This is a genomic window from Tumebacillus avium, from assembly GCF_002162355.1.
GTDB lineage: Bacteria > Bacillota > Bacilli > Tumebacillales > Tumebacillaceae > Tumebacillus_A > Tumebacillus_A avium.
In genome coordinates this window covers 5,154,013-5,172,253 of the sequence record NZ_CP021434.1, presented here as the reverse complement: position 1 = coordinate 5,172,253, position 18,241 = coordinate 5,154,013, and the positions used below count along the sequence as shown (strand labels likewise).

Genomic DNA, 18,241 nt, shown 5'->3' with positions numbered 1-18,241 from the left:
TCGCAGGCATTTATGATACTTTACGATCGCGTCCGGCACCAAGTCCGGCAGCAAGCAGTCCGGCGTTGGAGAGGATCAGCACGACAAGCGATGCGGTCCAGCCGCCGGTGAGATCGTGCAGCCAGCCAAAAAGAAACGGGCCGCTGGCGGCAAGCAGGTAGCCGACCGCCTGGGACATGCCGGACAGTTCGGCGGCGACCCGGGCGTTAGGTGCGCGCAGGGCGAGAAACGTGAGCGCAAGCGAGATGGAGGCGCCTTGGCCGATCCCGAGCAGGAGCACCCAGAGCAAGACAAACGTTGTATCTTCGAACAGAAGACCCGCGTAGCCGATGAAAAACACGGCCGCCATGGCGAGGACGAGCCAGCGCTGACTGGGACGGCGTCCCGCCAGCACCGGAACAAAAAACGTGGCAGGCAGGCCGATGATCTGCATGAAGGACACCATCCAGCCGGCCGAAGCCGGAGAGATCCCCCGGCTGTGCAACAGCTCAGGCAGCCAGGAGACCGCCGCGAAAAAGCCAAAGGACTGCAGGCCCATGAACAAGGTCACCTGCCAGGCGAGCGGCGAGGTCCAAAGCGTTCCTCTGACACGCACGTTTGCGGTCTCTGTTTCTGTCAACACAGGCAGCGGACGCACTTGCGGATACCAGAGCAAAATGCCCAGCACGGCAAGCAACGCCCAGCTCATCAGGGACAACTGCCAGCCGAGCCCGAGCCCTTCCGACAAGGGGACGCTCAGGCCGGAACCAAGCGAAGCAAAGCCGCACATGGCGAGGGTATAAAGACCTGTGATCAGCCCGACGCGGTGCTGATAGTCCCGCTTGATCAGGCTGGGCAGCAGCACGTTGCCGACGGCGATGGCAAAACCGATCAAAATCGTCCCGCCAAACAGCGCGGCAGAAGACGGTGCAGAGCGCAGCAAAATGCCGATCGCAAGCAGCAGCATGCCGCCAAACAGTGTATTTTCCGTGCCAAAGCGGCGGGCGATCTTTGGCGCAAGAGGTGATATCGCGGCAAAGGCGAGCAGAGGCAGCGTGGTCAGCATCCCGGCCCATGTGTTGGAAAGCCCGGTATCGAGGCGGATCTCCCCAACCAGCGGCCCCACCGCCGTGATCGCACCGCGCAGATTGGAGGCGATCAGGACGATGCCCAAGAGGAGCAGCAGGCTGTTTTTCTGTACACGAGCGTTAGCGTCCATGAGTTCCCCCTTCTTTCTTTGCCTAAAGGTATCATATGCGTTGGATTTGTTCCAGATGGAAATCGTAAGGTAGTCTTCGAGGAGTTAAACTATTCCGTCTATTTAATTCACTGGTTGACAGACTAGTAGTTTTCCAATAAAATCGCTTCAACGCTTTTATGCATATGTGCTTTTATGTGGTGAAGTGTGACAGTAGATCGGAGGGGAAGAATTGTGTGGAAAAAGCTGGCCGTGACGGCGCTGGGTCTGACGATGTTGACCGGGTGCGGGACGGGGGATGGAGATGTGAAGATCGGGATTACGCAATTGGTGGAGCATCCGTCGCTGGATGCTGCAAGGGAAGGATTTGTGGCGGCGCTGGAGGATGCGGGGTATGAGGAAGGTGTGAATCTGGAGCTCGATGTGCAAAATGCGCAGGGCGATCTCTCGAACAACGCGATGATCGCGCAGAAGTTTGCGATGGAAGGGGAAGATCTGGTCTTTGCGATCTCCACGCCTAGCGCGCAGGCGGCTGCGATGGCGATCAAGGATACGCCGGTGCTGTTCACCGCTGTCACCGACCCAGTTGGGGCAAAGCTGGTGAAAAGCCTGGAAGCTCCGCACAAAAATGTGACCGGGACGTCAGACACACACCCGGAAGCGGCGAAAAAGATGGTCGAGCACCTGCAGCAGTTTTTCCCGCAGGCGAAGCGGGTCGGGATCATCTACAACTCCGGGGAGCAGAACGCGGTCGTCTCCACGGAAAGCATGAAACAGGAGCTGGAGCGGGCCGGGTTGTCTGCGGTGCTGGCCAGCGTTTCGAACTCTTCGGAAGTGAAGCAGGCGGCCGACTCGTTGGTCGGGCGCAGCGATGTGCTGTATGTGCCGAAGGACAACACGGTCGTCTCGGCGGTGGAAGCGGTGGTGAAAGTCGCCAATGACAGCAAGCTGCCGTTGTTTGTGGCCGAGTCGGAGTCGTTGAAGCGCGGCGCTTTTGCCGGATTTATGATGGACTATTTCCAGCTCGGCTACCAGACCGGCGAGATGGCGGTGGAGATGCTGAAAAACGGTAAAAAGCCAAGCCAGTTGCCAGTCGGAATTCCGCAGGAGTTGAAGCTGGGGATTAATGAACAGGCAGCGAAGAAGCAAGGGATCGTGCTGACCGACGTGATGAAGCAGAATGCGGAGATGCTTGAAAAGACGAAGTAAATGCTTTCAAGTGAAAGCTGGAAGACAAGCATGAGGCAAGCACGAGACAAGCATGAGACAAGCATGAGACAAGCATGAGACAAGCATGAGACAAGCATGAGACAAGCATGAGACAAGCATGAGACAAGCATGAGACAAGCATGAGGTAAGCATGAGGTAAGCATGAGGTAAGCATGAGGTAAGCATGAGGTAAGCAAGAGGTAAGCATGAGGTAAGCATGAGGTAAGCATGAGGTAAGCATGAGGTAAGCATGAGGTAAGCATGAGGTAAGTGATTGAAACTTGGGAAGAGCAGTTACTTTTGAGTTTTATGGAAAAGGGGTTGTGATGGTGGTATTCGCTCTGCTGGGATCGATGGAATCAGGACTTATTTTTGCATTTTTGGCGCTTGGGGTGTATGTGACGTTCCGCATTTTGGACTTCCCCGATCTGACGGTGGACGGCAGCTTTACGGCCGGGGGCGCGACGGCGGCGACGCTGCTGGCGGCGGGGTACCATCCCGTCCTCGCGACAGCTGCAGCAGTGCTGGTTGGCTGTCTGGCCGGGAGCATCACGGGCCTCTTGCACACCAAGGGCAAGATCAACGCCCTGCTCGCCGGCATTTTGACGATGATCGCGCTGTACTCGGTCAATCTGCGGATCATGGGGCGGGCGAATGTGCCGCTTTTGAATGAGGAAACGCTGGTGACTCAGATCTACTCGGGTCTGGAAGCATGGCTCGGCGATTATGCGCTGGCAGCGGTGCTGGTTGTGGGCGTGGTCGCGGTGAAGCTGGCCTTGGACTGGTTCCTCCGCACGGAGACCGGGCTGATGCTGCGGGCGACAGGGGACAACGAACGGATGATCCGCTCGTTTGGCGCCAATACGGACGGGGCAAAAGTGCTGGGACTGGCCTTGTCCAACGGACTGGTCGCGCTGGCCGGGGCGTGGATGGCACAATATCAAGGGTTTGCCGACGTGTCGATGGGGATCGGGATGATCGTGATCGGGCTGGCGTCGGTGATCATCGGCGAAGCGGTGTTTGGCCGCTCGACCATCGCCCGCGCCACACTGGCCGTGATCGGCGGGGCGATCCTGTACCGGCTGATCGTGGCGTTTGCCTTGCGCGCCGGGGTCAATCCGTCCGATCTCAAGCTGATCACCGCTCTGATCGTCATCGCGGCGCTGGTGTCGCCAAAAACACTGCAGTCCTGGAAAGCCAAATGGCGCAAACCGCGCCGCATCGCAGGAGGTGAGGAACATGTTAAAGCTTAACGGAATCCGCAAAGTCTTCAACCCTGGCTCGCCCGATGAAAAAATGGCGCTCGACCGCCTCGATCTCACCTTGCTCCCCGGCGATTTTGTCACGATCATCGGCAGCAACGGGGCGGGCAAGTCGACGCTGATGAACATGATCTCCGGAGTGCTCACTCCGGACGAAGGAACGGTCGAGATCGACGGCCAGCCTGCCACACACCTGCCGGAGCATCGGCGGGCGCACGTGATCGGGCGGGTGTTTCAAGACCCGATGGCCGGCACGTCGCCGTCGCTGACGATCGAGGAGAATCTGGCCATCGCCTACTCCCGCAATCAGCGCCGCACCTTGCGCATCGGAGTGAGCAAACAGCGCAAGAAACTGTTTCGCGAACTGCTCGCCGACCTGAACCTCGGTCTGGAACATCGCCTCAGCGCCAAAGCCGGTCTCCTGTCCGGCGGCGAAAGGCAAGCGCTCTCCCTGCTGATGGCGTCGTTCACCGATCCTAAAGTGCTGCTGCTCGACGAGCACACGGCCGCGCTCGACCCGGCCCGGGCGCAGGTGGTGACCGACCTGACGCGGGAGATCGTGGCGCGCCGGAAGTTGACCACGCTGATGGTCACGCACAACATGCAGCAGGCGCTCGATCTTGGCAACCGCCTGCTGATGATGGATGGGGGACGGATCATCCTCGACGTGACGCAAGAGCAGAAGTCCAAGCTGACCATCCCCGACCTGCTCGCCGAATTTGAGCGCCTGCGCGGAGTCAGCGACCGGGTGGCGCTAGGGTAAAGTTCTGGCTTGGTTACTGCCCTTAATTGGCTCTTTTGAATGCTCGTTCTCCTCGGTATAGTGTAAGAAAAAACGGGGGTACAAGTGATGAAAACGATCGGTTTGCTTGGCGGGATGAGCTGGGAGTCAACGGTGGTGTATTATCAGCTGCTCAATCAACTGGTGCGCGAGAAACGGGGCGGCCTGCATTCGGCGAAGGTGGTCATGCACAGCTTTGATTTTGAAGAGATCGTCGCCTGTCAAAAAGCGGGCGAGTGGCAAAAGGCGGCCGACATGCTGCTTGCAGCCGCCCGCAAGCTGGAAGAGAGCGGGGCGGAGCTCCTGCTGATCTGCACCAACACGATGCACACGCTGGCACCGGAGATTGCAGCCGGGCTGAACATTCCGCTCGTGCATATCGCCGATGTCACAGCCGAAGCGCTGCGCTCCCAAGGCGTGCAAAAGGCGGCGCTGCTCGGCACCCGCTACACGATGGAGCAGGATTTTTACCGCGAGCGCCTGCAGGAGCACGGCGTGGAGGTGATCGTTCCGGGCAGCGTCGAGCGGCAGGACGTGCACGATATTATTTTCGATGAACTCTGCCAAGGGCAGATCTTGGCGCATTCCCGCAAGCGCTACTGTGAGATCATGACGCAGTTGACTGAGGAGCAGGGAGCGGAAGGCATCATTTTGGGCTGCACGGAGATTCCGCTGCTGGTCAAAGCTGGCGACGCGTGTGTGCCGCTGTTTGACACTACTTATCTGCATGCGAAAAAAGCGGTGGAGATGGCGCTTGGCGAATAAAAAAAAGACCGATGCCTGCTGGCGTCGGTCTTTCTATTTATAGAAGAGAAGCGAGGATGCGCATGCCTTGCTCAATCCCCTCTTCCGTCTCATGGCTGTAACAGAGCCTAATGTACGGCTGTTCCGTCTCGCGGGGCAGGAACAGATCGCCGGTCGCAAAGACGACATTTTGCTGCAATGCTTTTTGCAGCAGTTCTTTGGGGCTGACCTGCTCGGGCAGGGAGACCCAGTAGTAAAAACCGCCGCTTGGCGTGGCGTATGAGACGCCTTTGGCGACCAGTGCGCTCAGGTGCTTGTCCATGACGGCAGCCTGGCGCTGGTAGTGGCGGCGCGCATCTTCGAGGTGCGCGTGGAAGGTGCCTTGCTGCAGATAGGACCACAAGGCGTGCTGGACAAACGTGTTTGTGGAGATCGACAGCTCTTTGTAGCGGGTCAGACGCTCCATAAACGGACGGCTTGCCGCGACCCAGCCGAGGCGCAGGCCGGGGAACAGCACTTTAGAGAACGTGTTGATGTAGATCACGTTGCCTTGCCGGTCCAAAGCTTTAAGCGGCGGCGGCGGTTCCTGCTCGAAATGCAGGTGGCGGTAGGCGTCATCCTCGACGATCGGGATGCCGTGCTTCTCGCTGAGCGCCAGGAGCTGCCGGCGGCGTTCCATCGACAGGATCGTGCCGGTCGGGTTGTGGAACGTGGGCACGGTGTAGATAAAGCGCGGGCGGGTGCGTGACAGGATGCCTTCCAGCACGTCGACGCGCATGCCTTCTCCATCGACCGGGATCGGGATCAGGTGCAGGCCAAGCGATTGAAACAGGTGCAGCGCGCCAAAATAGGTCGGCATCTCCACCGCGATCGAATCGCCGGGACCGGCAAGAATCGAGGTCGTCATCTGCAATGCTTCCTGCGAGCCGCTCGTGATCATCACCTGCGTGGGCGAGGTGATCTGCTCACAGTTCATCCACTCGGCGATCCACTTGCGCAGTTCGAGATGGCCCTGCACCGGAAACAGATAGTCGGCGTCGCTCGTCTCCAAGATGTGCAGCGGATCGATCCCCTTGGCGAACTCCGCCTTCAGCCGCGTGTGGTTGCCCCCTTCGCCAAAGGCGAAGTTCAGCGCATCACGCGTGCCGAGCAGCGCGTTCAACTCGGTCATCAAAGAGGGTGCGGACAGGTGGGAGCCGCCCGGCATTTGTTCCCGCCAGTTCAGCAGCGGCAGGGCGGACGGCGGCGGCAAGGGCTGGACGTAGCGTCCGCTGCCGACGCGGGAGTAGATCAGGCCTTCCGATTCCAGATCGGCGTAGGCATGCACGATCGTATTGCGCGAAACCGCCCATTCCTCAGCCAGTTTGCGCTCCGGCGGCAATCGGCTCCCGAGGGGCCAGTCCCCGCTTAGGATTTGATAGCGCAGACGATGGTAGACTGTTTGATAGAGTGTTTTTCGCGGCATACCGATCCCCTTCCCCCGTTCTGAGAACGCTTCTTCTCTCTTTATAGTGAATTGTCTGCAAAATGAAAAGAGCCAATTGGTTCGAAAAGTGGAGCCAGATGCAAGAAAAGGCCCTCATCATCCGGTGAGGGCCTTTTGCTTATTTTTTCGCAGCTCGTTGAATCAGGTTGAAAATCAGCTCAACGGCGCTGCCGGTCGTGCTTTGGTTCATCGCGGCGATGTATTGATCCTGGTTGTCGTACGTCTCGTTGACCGCATCGAGCAAGGTCTCTGTGGTCAGGTCTTCTTCGAACAGCACATGGCTGTAGCCTTGCTTTTCGAAGGAGCGCGCGTTCAGGATCTGGTCGCCGCGCGAAGCGGCGCGGGACAGCGGGATCAGCAGGTGCGGCTTCTTCAGCGCCAGGAATTCAAAGATGGCGTTGGAGCCGGCCCGGGAGATGAACAGGTCGGTCATCGCAAACAGGTCGGAGAGTTCGCCGCTGACATATTCGAACTGCTTGTAGCCGCTGCGCCCTTCGAGCGCCGGATCGAGGTTGCCTTTGCCGCAGAGGTGCACGATCTGGAACCGCTTAAGCAGCGTGTCGAGGTTGGCGCGCAAGGCGTCATTGATCTTGACCGAGCCAAGCGACCCGCCCATGGCGAGGATGACCGGCTTGCTTTTCGTGAAGCCGCAGAACGCGCGTCCCCGATCGGCATTGCCTTCGAGGATCTCATGGCGGATCGGCGAACCGGTGTGCACCGCCTTTTGCGGGTCGAGGTGCTGGAGCGTCTCCGGGAAGGTGACGCAGACTTTGGTTGCAAACGGCACGGAGAGCTTGTTGGCGAGCCCCGGCGTCAGGTCGGACTCGTGGATGATCACCGGAATGCGGTTCAGCCACGCGGCGACGACGACCGGCACCGCGACAAATCCCCCTTTGGAAAAAACGGCCTTGGGCTTGATCCGCCGCAACAGGCGGTAGGCCTGCAATGTGCCTTGCAAGACGCGAAACGGGTCTTTGAAGTTTTTCAAATCGAAGTAGCGGCGGAGTTTGCCGACAGCGATGCCGTGGTAGGGCAGGCCGGTCTCGGCGATGATCTCCTGTTCGATCCCATCATGGGAGCCGATGTATTCAATGGCCCAACCGGCTTGCGTCAGCTTTGGCAAGAGGGCGATGTTCCCGGTGACATGCCCGGCCGAGCCTCCGCCAGTCAAGACGAGCTTTTTCATGACAGATTCACCTCAGACTAGATGTATGTATGAGCCATTATAGCGCAGAACACATCCGGTGGCGAACCCGAGAATTATTGTGCCGTATAGCCGCCGTCGATGACGACCGCCTGGCCGGTGACACCTTGGGCCTTGGGATCGGCGAGGAACAGGGCATAGTGGGCGATCTCCTCCACGCTGAGCAGGCGGCGTTGCGGGACGAGCGGGTAGATCACCTCTTCCAGCACGCTTTCCAGTGCGACGCCGCGCGTCTCGGCGAGGTCGCTCAATTGGTTGCGCACGAGCGGAGTGTCGACATAGCCGGGGCAAAGCGCGTTGACGGTGATGCCGTGCGGCGCGCCTTCCAAGGCGGCGACTTTGGTCAGGCCGATCACGCCGTGCTTGGCGCTGTTGTAGGCTGCCTTGCCTGCGAAGCCGACCAGCCCGTTGATCGAAGCGATGTTGATCACGCGGCCGAAGCCTTGCTGTTTCATGATTGGGAAGGCGTGCTTGATCGCGATGAACGGCGCGGTGAGCATGATTTTGACGAGCAGCTCGAACTTTTCGGTCGGGAACTCTTCGATCGGCGAGACGTGCTGCATTCCGGCGTTGTTGATCAGGACGTCGAGGCGGCCGTAAGCGGCCACCGTCTGTTCGAGGGCGCGCTGCAGCTGTTCTTCCTGCGTGACGTCACAGCCGAGGCCGAGGGCGGAGAGGCCCTCTCCGGTCAGATCGGCTGCCGCTTGCTTGGCAGCCTCTGCGCGGAGGTCGCTGATCACGACGGTGTGTCCGGCGCGGGCGAACGCTTGGGCGATCTGGAAGCCGATGCCGCTCGCGGCTCCGGTGATGAAGACGATTTGTGCAGCCATAGGTGTTGCTCCTTTCTAGATGCCAAGGCCAAGCGAGAACAGGGCGATGGCGATGATGACACCGACCGTCGGCACGACGACGGTCATGTTGAACATGGCGCCGTATGCTTCGCGGTGCGTTTCGCCGCAGATGCCGCGGATCGTGGTGACCACATAGCCGTTGTGCGGCAGCGAGTCGAGCGCGCCCGACGAGATAGCGACGACGCGGTGCAGCCTTTCCGGGTTGACGCCGGCATCGATGTAGCCAGGTGCTAACAGCGGCAGGGCGATCGTCTGTCCGCCCGATGCGGAGCCGGTCATCCCGGCGATGACGGAGACGGCGACGGCAGCGCCGATCAGCGGCGAGCCGGGCAGGGAGGCGATGGCGTCAACTGCGACACCGAAAGCCGGAGTGACTTTGGCCACCGCGCCAAACCCGACGACTGCCGCCGTGTTGGCGATGGCGATCAAGGCGCCGACGGTGGCTGCCGAAGCGGATTCCCAGACGTTGGTCAGGAACTTATAGTTCAGCGCCCAGGTGGCGATGATGCCGCCAAGCAGTGCGACGATCAGCGCGGACTGCTTGAGCGAGTCGTGGAAGAAGAAGGAGATTCCAAGCACGACGAGCAGCGGGATCAGGCCCATGAACGGCTGGGGCAGGTCGCGGCTCTGCTGCACCGGGTCGTTGGCGCGGGCTTGGAAGGTCTCGCCATTGGCCACCGCTTTGCCGATCATGCGCTTCAGCCACCAGTAGCCAAATCCCATCATGAACAGGGCGATGATCAGCGAGACTTCCCAACCGGCATACGGAGAGGTGCCGAGGAATTCGATCGGCAGCCAGTTCTGAATCTCCGGCGATCCAGCCGAAGTCATGGTGAACGTAACGGAGCCAAAGGCGAGCGCAGCCGGAATGAAACGGCGCGGCAGATTGGCTTCTTTGAACAGGGACAGAGCGAGCGGATAGACGGAGAAGGCGACGACAAACAGCGAAACGCCGCCGTAGGTGAGCAGGGCGCAGGCGATGACGATCGCCAGCACAGCTTGTTTCATGCCGAGGCGTTCGACGACCCATTTCGAAACGGAGTCGGCCGCGCCGGTGTCTTCCATCACTTTGCCGAAGATGGAGCCGAGCAGGAACATCAGGAACCAGGATGTGATAAAGCCGGAAAAACCAGTCATATAATTGCTGACGAGATTGGCTTGCCCTTCTGCCGCCAGTTGCGGGAAGAGCGGGATGCCGCCGCAGACTGCGACGAACAAGGCGCACAGTGGCGCTGCGATCAGCAGGTTCATGCCGCGCATCGTCAAGACGATGAGCAGAACCAGACCGCCGATCAGACCGATCATGCTTAACATTTGATTCAACCTCCTTGATGTGTGTCAGAGTTGTGATCAATAATGAAGGATTCAGAAAACTTGTATCCGCTTACATGGGAATTGCAAGAAGCATGCCAACTTTGTCCGCACAGGTCTGGCGGCGCGAGATCACACGTTTTGCAGAGGGGGTACAGGAGATTGAGCGGGAAGTGATGAGTCGTAAATTTTCCAGACTTCTGTACAGTTTTTCCGAGAGTATGGAAAAAGCGCCCGAGGGCGCTTACGTGGCGAGGTTGTATTTATCCAGTTTGGCATAGAGCGAGGATTTGCTGATGCCAAGGCGGGTGGCTGCGGCGAGTTTGTCGCCATGGGTGGCTTGCAGGGCTTGGCGGATGAACTGCTCTTCATAAGCGTCAAGCGCTTCTTTGAGCGTTGTCGGGGCAGGTTTGGCGGCAGCGATATCGGCGGGCAGATCGTGCAGGGTGATCACGCCTTCTTCCTGGACATGCAACGCCCGCTCCAGCACGTTGCGCAGTTCGCGGACGTTGCCCGGCCAGTCGTAAGCGAGGAGCTTGGCTTCCGCTTCCGGGGCGAGGCCGGTGCAGGGGATGCCCGTTTCAGCGATCAACTCGCGGAGCAGGCTGTGCAGCAGCAGCCCGACATCTCCTTCGCGCTCGCGGAGAGGCGGGACATCGACCGGCACGACGTGCAGGCGGTAAAACAGGTCTTGGCGGAAACGGCCTTCTGCGACGAGCGCAGCCAAATCTTTGTTGCTGGCGGCGATGATCCGCACATCGACCGACTCGGGAGCGTCTGCGCCAACCGGCTCGATCTCCCGCTCCTGCAAGGCGCGCAAGAGCTTAACCTGCAACTGCAGAGGCAGTTCGCTCACTTCATCGAGGAACAGGGTGCCTTGGTCAGCGAGAGCGAACTTGCCTTTTTTCCCCGACTTTTTGGCGCCGGTGAACGAGCCTTCCGTATAGCCAAACAGCTCCGATTCAAAAAGCGACTCGGGAATCGCCGCGCAGTTGATGCGGATCAACGGGCCCTTCCCGCGCCGGGACGCCTGATGGATGGCGTGGGCGAACAGCTCTTTCCCTGTGCCGCTCTCCCCTTGCAACAGCACGGTGGAGTCGCTTTGCGCGGCGCGGCGGGCGAGCTTTTTTGCGCGCTCCATGGCTGCCGAAGCGCCAAGGATCGTGTCAAAACTGTATTTGGCGCGCAGGCGTTTGTTCAGCTCTTTTTTATGGTGGTCAGGATCGGTGTTCAGCCGCTCGAACTTGGCGGTCATCTCAAACAGCTCGCGGATATCCTGGAAGATGACCTTGCCGATCACGGCGGTCACTTCGTCGCCGGTGAAGACTGGGATGCGGTTGGCGATCATCACCTGTCCGTTGATGCGCTGCAGGTGGGCGATCTCCGCCTTGCCGGTGCGGGCGACGAGATGCATCCGCGTGTTCTCGACCATCTCGGTCACAGGACGGCCGATCATCTCTTCGAGCGTCATGTTCAGAAAGTTGGCGTAGGTCTGGTTGGCGAGGACGATCCTGCCTTCTTTGTCGGTGATGATGATGCCTTCATAGGCTTGGTTCAGCGCCGCTTTGTAGAGGAACAGCTCTTTGCGCGACTGTTCGACTTCCTGCGCGAGGGCGTCAAGATAACGTTTCACCCAGCCGTTTTTGCTGATCTGCATGGTCTTGCCTCCGTCACTACTTAAGTTGTTGATAGATTCGCGGAAAAAGGGCGGTTCCCTGCCGCCAATATCAGCAGGTGTCTTTTTCCAACGCGGCGGGACGAGCATATGATACAGCAGATTGACCGAAAGTGAGGTGTAAGCAAGCATGTCCTTTTCTCAATTTGTTGGCCGTAACGTGGAGGTTGAAACTCGCGGCGGGCGTCGTGTCCGCGGCCGCATCGTGATCATCCGCGGCGGTACCATCGTCATCATCGTCCGCCGTCGCCGCCGCCGCCGTTCCTTCATTTTCCTGCGCACTGTGCAAATCTCCCGTGTTATCGTCATCGGCCGCTAATGGAAGCAGACAAAAAGACCCCGTTTTTTAAACGGGGTCTTTTTGCTGTGTGAGTTACTGGAACTTCCACAGCACCTCACCGGTCGCGCTGTCCACGACGCGGGAGTTGGCGTAGAGCTTGCCGTATGCGATGGCTGCTTCCACATCGTACCACGCGTAGGTCTTGATCAGACGGCTGCCTTGGTAGACGTTTTTGGGCCAGTTATTCCAGATGATCTTGCCGCTGGTGACGTCGACGACTTTCGTTTTGGCATATTGTTGTGCATAGCCGATCGCGCCGACCTGGGACTTGAAGCTGTTGATGTAGCGGTTGTTTTGGGAAACGTAGCTCGGGTAATTGTCCCACTTCGTTTCACCGGTGCTTTTTTCGATCACTTTGGAATGGTCCCACTTCTTGGCATACGCAAGGCCAGCTTCATAAGTCGGGAACTCTTTGAGCAACGTCTTATATTGGTAGACGGAAAATTTCGGCTGCTGTTTGTTGGAGATGGTTAGCGCGTGGCGGCCCATCGTTTCCCAGACGTAGCGGAAACGGTCGCGCGCATAGGTGCGCACCGTGCCGTTGGCCGGGTCGTTGACGATGATCTCCGCATCGTTGTAGCCGACGATCGTCATCACATGCTCGGGAGAACGCCAGGTGATCGTGCGGCCGTAGCGGGTGCGCCAGGATGCGTTGATCGTGGGCTCTTCCAGGTAGTTGGTCACCCATGCGGCAACGGGCTGGCCGCTTTCGACGACGCGCAGGAGGTCTTCGAACTTTTGGCCGCTGAGATCGACGCCGCGGCCGGGCAGGTAACGGTCGACCACTTTGACCATCGGTTTGGCAAACACGCCAAAACTGCCTTCTTTTTCAAACGGGTTGCCGACAAACCCTTCATGCGGATCGCCGCCGAACAGCAGGCCGTCGGTGCGCCACAAGAGCGGTTGGCGCGGGATGGCTGCTGCCACGTCCGATTTGGAAACGTTTGAGCCCGCCCAGTTCATGATCATCGTGACAGCTGCAGCTTCGCAGCCCGCAGGCAGCTCCGGATACTGACCGTAGACCGGGACGCCCCAGATCCGCTTGGACGCCGCTTCGGCTGCGGTGGCAGGCAGGATGGTGATCGCCGCTGCCAAGACTAGTGTCAAATAGGCAAATCGCTTGTGCCGCATCAGTCTTCTCCCCTTTTTTTAACACATACATTTCCATATATTAGATGTTTAATGTCGATATTCCTTCATTTCAGAATGCGCAAAATGTGTCAGGCTTTCACAAGGGTTATGTGCTTTAATAACGAATATAGTTAACAAGATGAAAACGATTCTTTTAATGAAATCAGACTGAAGGGACGATCTATGATATGACTCTCTATGCATTTCCCGCGTCGTTTGCTCAGCGCAGGTTATGGTTCTTGGATCAACTCTCGCCGGGGAATGCGGCGTATCATATGCCATTTGCGCTGCATGTAAAGGGAGCTTTGGATGCTGAGGCTTTGCATCGCGCTTTGCAGGAGATCGTGCGGCGGCATGAAACGCTGCGCACGACGTTTCGGGAGACGGACGGACAACCGGTGCAGATCGTGCGGGAAGCGGTGGAATGGCCGCTGATCGTGCAGGATTTGCAGCAGCTACCGGAGGCGGAACAGGCAGGAAAGGTGCAGGAGCTGATCGGCGAAGCATGTGCGCGGCCGTTTGCGCTGGGAGAAGACCTGCCTTTGCGCGTCACGTTGTACAAATTGGCGCCGGAGGAGCATGTGCTCCTGTTTGTGCTGCATCATATCGTGTCGGACGGGTGGTCGAACGGCGTGATCGCCCGCGAGCTGTCGGCGCTGTATGCGGCGTATCGGCTTGGCGTCGACTCGCCGCTTGAAGAGCCGGAGGTGCAGTACGCCGACTTCGCGCACTACCAGGGGGAATGGCTGGAAAGCGAGGAGTACGAAGAGCAGTTGCGCTTCTGGCAGGAGACGCTGGCGGGGCATTCCTTTTTCCTGCCGCTGCCGACCGACCGGGAACGTCCGGCCCGCAGCAGCGGAGGGGGCGGGGCGGTGCCGTTTGCAATGCCAGCCGACCTGACGCAAAAGCTGCGCGGGGTGGCGCTGCGCGAAGGGGCGACGATGTTTATGACGCTCCTCACCGCCTTTAACGTGCTGCTGGCCCGCTTCGCCGACGTGCGCGATGTGCTGGTCGGGACGCCTGTCGCCGGACGGGTGCTGGAAGAGGTGGAAGGCACGGTCGGGCTATTTGCCAACTCGCTCGTGCTGAGAACGCAGTTGGCAGAAGGGGCGAGTTTTGCCGAAGAGCTCCAAGGGGTGAAAAAAGCGGCTTTGGCAGCGTACGCCCATCAGGAGATGCCGTTTGAAAAGCTCGTCGAAGAGCTGCAGCCGCAGCGTTTGCTTGGCGTGTCGCCGCTGTTTCAGGTGATGTTTTCGCTGCAGACGGCGGCAGGGCCGCTCTTGGAACTGCCCGGCGCACAAACGACAGAAGTGGAAATCGCCCGCACGCATGCCAAATTCGATCTGCTGCTCGACGTGACGGAGACGCCCGATCAGCTGTTCTGCGTGCTGGAATACAGCACCGATCTGTTTGAGCGCGAAACGGTGGAAAAGATGGCCGGGCATCTGCTGACGCTGTTGTACGGCGCGGCGGAAGATCCGCAGAGGTTGTGGCAGGAACTGCCGGGGGAAGCGATTCCTGTGGGGCTGGTGCGCCATGAGTGGAAGCAGGCGGCGCAAGAGACGCACGGGTATGTTGCGCCGCGTTCGCAGGCCGAAGAGCTGGTCGCCGGGATTTTTGCCGGGGTGCTGCGGATGGAGCAGGTCGGCGTGGAGGACGATTTCTTTGCGCTTGGCGGTCACTCGCTGCTCGGGGCGCAGGCGATGTCGCGGATTCGCACGGCGTTTGGGATCAGCGTCCCGCTCGATGTGCTGTTTGAGTCGCCGACCGCTGCGGCGGTGGCGGCGAAAGTGGAGCGGATGCTGGTGACCTCGGGCGGAGCGCACGGAGAACGCTTGCCGATTGAACGGGTGCAGAGAGAGGGGCAGTTGGAGCTTTCGTTTGCACAGCAGCGGCTCTATGTGCTCGATCAGATTTTGACCGACAAGACGGCGTACAACATGCCGTTTGCTGTTCGGCTGGCCGGATCGCTTGATGGGGAAAGGCTGGAGCGGAGTCTGGCGGAGATCGTCAAACGCCATGAGTCGCTGCGCACGACGTTTGCTGAAGGAGAGGCAGGGCCGGTGCAGGTGATCACGCCGGGCGGTTGGACGCCGCTTGTGGTGACCGATCTGAGCGGGCTCGATGCCGCAGCGCAGGAGTGCGAATGGAAGCGGCTGGTGCAGGCGGAGGCGGAAACGCCGTTCGATCTGCAAACAGGGCCGTTGGTGCGCTATTCCTTGCTGAAGCTGAGCGGGGAAGAGCATGTGCTGATGCTGAACTTCCACCACATCGTGTTTGACGGCTGGTCGGTGGGCGTGTTCATTCGGGAGCTGACGGCGCTGTACATCGGCGGGGAACTGCCGGAGCCTGTCGTGCAGTATGCCGATTATGCCGCATGGCAGCGGGCATGGCTGTCGGGCGAGGTGCTTCATGAGCAGCTTTTATATTGGAAGAAACAGCTCGGCGGTGAACTGCCGTTGCTGGAATTGCCGACCGACCGTCCTCGTCCGCCGGTGCAGACGTATGCTGGCGCGATGCTGCCGTTCCGCTTTGGCCGGGAGCTGACCGCAGGGCTGAAGGCGTGGAGCACGGAGCAGCAGGCGACGCTGTTTATGACGCTGATCGGCGGATTTGTGACGTTGTTGCACCGCTATTCGGGGCAGGAGGACATCGTGGTCGGCACGCCGATTGCCGGGCGCAATCAAGAGGAAGTCGAAGCGATGATCGGATTCTTCGTGAACACGCTGGTGCTGCGCAGCGACCTGTCGGGAAACCCGAAGTTCGCAGAGCTGGTCGCACAGGTGCGCAAGACGGCCTTGGAAGCGTATGCCCATCAGGATGTGCCGTTTGAAATGCTGGTCAAAGAGCTGCAGCCGGAGCGCAATGTCAGCGCGTCGCCGCTGTTTCAGGCGATGTTTGTCCTGCAGAATGCCCATGTGGAAAAAGTCGCTCTGCCCGGCCTGACCCTGGAGCCGGTGGAACTGGAAGGGCGCACGGCGAAGTTCGATCTGCTCGTCTCGATGGCCGAAGCGGACGGGGAGCTCGTCGGGACGTGGGAGTATAACACCGATCTGTTCGATGAAGCGACGATGAGCCGGATGATCGGGCATTTTGAGACGCTTGTCAGCAAGGCTGTTCGTGAGCCGGATGTGACGGTCGGGGAGATTGGGTTGCTTTCCGAACTGGAAACGACTGAGGTCACGCACCACACAACCACGCAATCTGCCTCTGAGCAGCTTTTGCAAGAGATGTTTGAACTGCAAGCGGCAAAGACGCCGGATGCTGTTGCTGTGGTGATGGATGAACGAATTTTGACCTACCGCGAACTGAATGAAGAAGCGAACCGCCTGGCGCGGCACCTGCAAACGCTTGGCGTTGGGGCGGATGTGCCGGTGGGGATCTCGATGGAGCGGTCGCCGGAGATGATCGCCGGGCTGCTCGCGATCTTGAAGGCGGGCGGATGTTATGTGCCGCTCGACCCGGCGTATCCGAAGGAACGCTTGGAGCGGATCGTGCAGGAATCGCAGCTGTCGATCCTGCTCACCAACCAGAGCGGCACCGACTGGGAAGCCTCGCTAACCACCGTCGTCGACGTCGAACGCGACCGGGCGCTGTGGGCAGAAGCGAGCGTGGAGAATCCCGATTATAGGCTGACTCAGGAAAATCTCGTCTACGTCCTCTACACCTCCGGCTCGACTGGCGTTCCGAAAGGCGTCGCGATGCCGGGCCGTGCGGTGGTGAACCTGATCGACTGGCAATTGCGCGATGCTCGTCACCCGCAGGCCAAGACTTTGCAGTTCACCTCGCTCAATTTTGACGTGTCGTTCCAGGAGATCTTCGCCACGCTCTCTGCAGGCGGGACGCTGGTGCTGATCCCGGAGATGGCGCGCAAAGACCTGACCGGGCTGCCGTATCTGGTGCGCGAACAGGGTGTCGAGCGTTTGTTCATGCCGTTTGTTGCGCTGCAGCATGTCGCGGAAGTCTGCGTGGAGCAGAATATCCAACTGCCCGAGCTGAAAGAAGTGATGACGGCAGGCGAACAGCTCCAGATCACGCCGGTCGTGCGCGAGTTCTTTACACGGCACCCGGACTGCCTTTTGTATAACCAATACGGACCGACCGAAACGCACGTCGTCACTTCGCTTCGCCTCGAAGGCGCGGCAGAACAGTGGCCGGTACTGCCGACGCTGGGCCTGCCGATCGACAACGCCAGCGTCCTGATCTTGGATGCGCGGATGCAGCCGGTGCCGCTTGGGGTCAAAGGCGAGATCTGCCTTGGCGGACGCGCGGTGGCGCATGGGTATCTGCAGCGTGAGGATTTGACCAAGGAACGTTTTGTCGACAGTCCGTACGGGCGGCTGTACAAGACGGGCGATGTTGGACGGCGCTTGCCGGACGGGACGATCGAATATCTTGGACGCCTCGATCATCAGGTGAAGATCCGCGGTTTTCGGATCGAACTGGGCGAGATCGAAGCGGCGCTGGCCCAGCACGCCGACATCCGGGAAGCGGTCGTCACCGCACGCGGCGACCTGCCCGGCGGCAAGCGTTTGGCAGCTTATGTCGTGCCGCAGCAAGGCAGTGCGACCGGCCCGGCCGAGTGGCGCAACTTCCTGCGTGAAAAGCTGCCCGACTACATGGTGCCGTCGGCGTTTACTGCGCTCGAACAACTTCCGCTGACTCCAAGCGGCAAAGTCGACCGCAACGCATTGCCCGCACCTGCTGTTGCGCCAAGCACAGCAGATGCCAGCTACCAAGCCCCGCAAAATGAGATCGAGCGGCAACTGGTCGAGGTGTGGTCGAAGCTGCTCGGCGTGGAGCGGGTCGGGATTCATGATAATTTCTTCGATCTGGGCGGCGATTCGCTGCTGATCTTGCAACTGCACAAGCAACTGGTCCCCCAGTTCCCGCATAAAGAGCTGACCGTCGTCGAGCTGTTCCGTCATCCGACGATCCATACGCTGGCGGCGTTTCTGGCGGTGGAGACGGTCGAACAGCCCGATTTTGAAGAGGTCGAGAACCGCGTCGAGAAACAAAAAGAGATGCTCGCACGGCGCAAACAGATGATGAAAGGCAGGAGAGGATAAG

Annotated in this window: 13 protein-coding genes; 6 read left to right on the top strand and 7 right to left on the bottom strand. The window is 59.6% G+C overall.

Annotated features, from left to right (window positions below; all coding sequences use genetic code 11):
• Window positions 1-10: 10 nt before the first annotated feature.
• The gene (locus CBW65_RS23560; RefSeq protein WP_269768026.1) at window positions 11-1,255 is read right to left on the bottom strand and encodes a CynX/NimT family MFS transporter; all 1,245 of its coding nucleotides are present in this window, start codon (window positions 1,253-1,255) and stop codon (window positions 11-13) included.
• Between the two features lie 156 nt (window positions 1,256-1,411).
• On the opposite strand from CBW65_RS23560, the gene CBW65_RS23555 reads away from it, so the two are divergent.
• The 4 genes from CBW65_RS23555 to CBW65_RS23540 all read left to right on the top strand — a co-directional run bounded on the left by CBW65_RS23555 (window position 1,412) and on the right by CBW65_RS23540 (window position 5,194).
• Entirely contained in the window at window positions 1,412-2,386 is a 975-nt protein-coding gene (locus CBW65_RS23555) for an ABC transporter substrate-binding protein (RefSeq protein WP_087458992.1), read from the top strand.
• Window positions 2,387-2,712: 326 nt separating this feature from the next.
• Window positions 2,713-3,639: an ABC transporter permease gene (locus tag CBW65_RS23550; RefSeq protein WP_087458991.1), complete on the top strand. Its 927-nt coding sequence runs from the start codon at window positions 2,713-2,715 to the stop codon at window positions 3,637-3,639.
• The gene (locus CBW65_RS23545) at window positions 3,626-4,411 is read left to right on the top strand and encodes an ABC transporter ATP-binding protein (protein ID WP_087458990.1); all 786 of its coding nucleotides are present in this window, start codon (window positions 3,626-3,628) and stop codon (window positions 4,409-4,411) included. The genes CBW65_RS23550 and CBW65_RS23545 overlap by 14 nt, the downstream gene beginning before the upstream one ends.
• Before the next feature lie 87 nt (window positions 4,412-4,498).
• Window positions 4,499-5,194 (top strand): aspartate/glutamate racemase family protein, encoded by a 696-nt coding sequence (locus CBW65_RS23540; RefSeq protein WP_087458989.1) that lies wholly within the window; start codon window positions 4,499-4,501, stop codon window positions 5,192-5,194.
• Between the two features lie 37 nt (window positions 5,195-5,231).
• Here the strand turns inward: CBW65_RS23540 and pdxR are convergent, their stop codons facing one another.
• The 5 genes from pdxR to CBW65_RS23515 all read right to left on the bottom strand — a co-directional run bounded on the left by pdxR (window position 5,232) and on the right by CBW65_RS23515 (window position 11,682).
• Window positions 5,232-6,638 carry a MocR-like pyridoxine biosynthesis transcription factor PdxR gene (gene pdxR / locus CBW65_RS23535; protein ID WP_087458988.1) on the bottom strand — a complete coding sequence of 469 codons (1,407 nt, stop codon included), beginning with the start codon at window positions 6,636-6,638 and terminating at the stop codon, window positions 5,232-5,234.
• Between the two features lie 139 nt (window positions 6,639-6,777).
• Window positions 6,778-7,845 (bottom strand): undecaprenyldiphospho-muramoylpentapeptide beta-N-acetylglucosaminyltransferase, encoded by a 1,068-nt coding sequence (locus CBW65_RS23530; RefSeq protein ID WP_087458987.1) that lies wholly within the window; start codon window positions 7,843-7,845, stop codon window positions 6,778-6,780.
• 74 nt (window positions 7,846-7,919) lie between these two features.
• Window positions 7,920-8,693 carry a 3-hydroxybutyrate dehydrogenase gene (locus CBW65_RS23525; protein ID WP_087458986.1) on the bottom strand — a complete coding sequence of 258 codons (774 nt, stop codon included), beginning with the start codon at window positions 8,691-8,693 and terminating at the stop codon, window positions 7,920-7,922.
• A gap of 15 nt (window positions 8,694-8,708) precedes the next feature.
• Entirely contained in the window at window positions 8,709-10,028 is a 1,320-nt protein-coding gene (locus CBW65_RS23520; RefSeq protein WP_087458985.1) for a GntP family permease, read from the bottom strand.
• A gap of 241 nt (window positions 10,029-10,269) precedes the next feature.
• Window positions 10,270-11,682, bottom strand: coding sequence for a sigma-54 interaction domain-containing protein (locus tag CBW65_RS23515; RefSeq protein WP_087458984.1), 1,413 nt, complete (start codon window positions 11,680-11,682; stop codon window positions 10,270-10,272).
• A 148-nt stretch (window positions 11,683-11,830) separates the two neighbouring features.
• Between CBW65_RS23515 and CBW65_RS23510 the strand changes: the two genes are divergently transcribed.
• On the top strand, window positions 11,831-12,019 hold the full coding sequence (locus CBW65_RS23510; RefSeq protein ID WP_087458983.1) for a hypothetical protein: 189 nt from the start codon (window positions 11,831-11,833) through the stop codon (window positions 12,017-12,019).
• A gap of 54 nt (window positions 12,020-12,073) precedes the next feature.
• Here CBW65_RS23510 and CBW65_RS23505 read toward each other — a convergent pair whose 3' ends face one another.
• Window positions 12,074-13,171, bottom strand: a complete 1,098-nt coding sequence (locus CBW65_RS23505) for a C39 family peptidase (RefSeq protein WP_087458982.1) — start codon at window positions 13,169-13,171, stop codon at window positions 12,074-12,076.
• A 188-nt stretch (window positions 13,172-13,359) separates the two neighbouring features.
• Between CBW65_RS23505 and CBW65_RS23500 the strand changes: the two genes are divergently transcribed.
• A complete protein-coding gene (locus CBW65_RS23500) occupies window positions 13,360-18,240 on the top strand; it encodes a non-ribosomal peptide synthetase (RefSeq protein ID WP_087458981.1) in 4,881 nt (1,626 codons plus the stop codon).
• Window position 18,241 lies beyond the last annotated feature (1 nt).

Coding starts and splice junctions, on each gene's coding strand:
- CBW65_RS23515 (WP_087458984.1), bottom strand. CDS start 11,682: ATGCAGATCAGCAAAAACGGCTGGGTGAAACGTTATCTTGACGCCCTC.
- CBW65_RS23525 (WP_087458986.1), bottom strand. CDS start 8,693: ATGGCTGCACAAATCGTCTTCATCACCGGAGCCGCGAGCGGCATCGGC.
- CBW65_RS23545 (WP_087458990.1), top strand. CDS start 3,626: ATGTTAAAGCTTAACGGAATCCGCAAAGTCTTCAACCCTGGCTCGCCC.
- CBW65_RS23520 (WP_087458985.1), bottom strand. CDS start 10,028: ATGTTAAGCATGATCGGTCTGATCGGCGGTCTGGTTCTGCTCATCGTC.
- CBW65_RS23550 (WP_087458991.1), top strand. CDS start 2,713: ATGGTGGTATTCGCTCTGCTGGGATCGATGGAATCAGGACTTATTTTT.
- CBW65_RS23500 (WP_087458981.1), top strand. CDS start 13,360: ATGACTCTCTATGCATTTCCCGCGTCGTTTGCTCAGCGCAGGTTATGG.
- CBW65_RS23540 (WP_087458989.1), top strand. CDS start 4,499: ATGAAAACGATCGGTTTGCTTGGCGGGATGAGCTGGGAGTCAACGGTG.
- CBW65_RS23510 (WP_087458983.1), top strand. CDS start 11,831: ATGTCCTTTTCTCAATTTGTTGGCCGTAACGTGGAGGTTGAAACTCGC.
- pdxR (WP_087458988.1), bottom strand. CDS start 6,638: ATGCCGCGAAAAACACTCTATCAAACAGTCTACCATCGTCTGCGCTAT.
- CBW65_RS23530 (WP_087458987.1), bottom strand. CDS start 7,845: ATGAAAAAGCTCGTCTTGACTGGCGGAGGCTCGGCCGGGCATGTCACC.
- CBW65_RS23505 (WP_087458982.1), bottom strand. CDS start 13,171: ATGCGGCACAAGCGATTTGCCTATTTGACACTAGTCTTGGCAGCGGCG.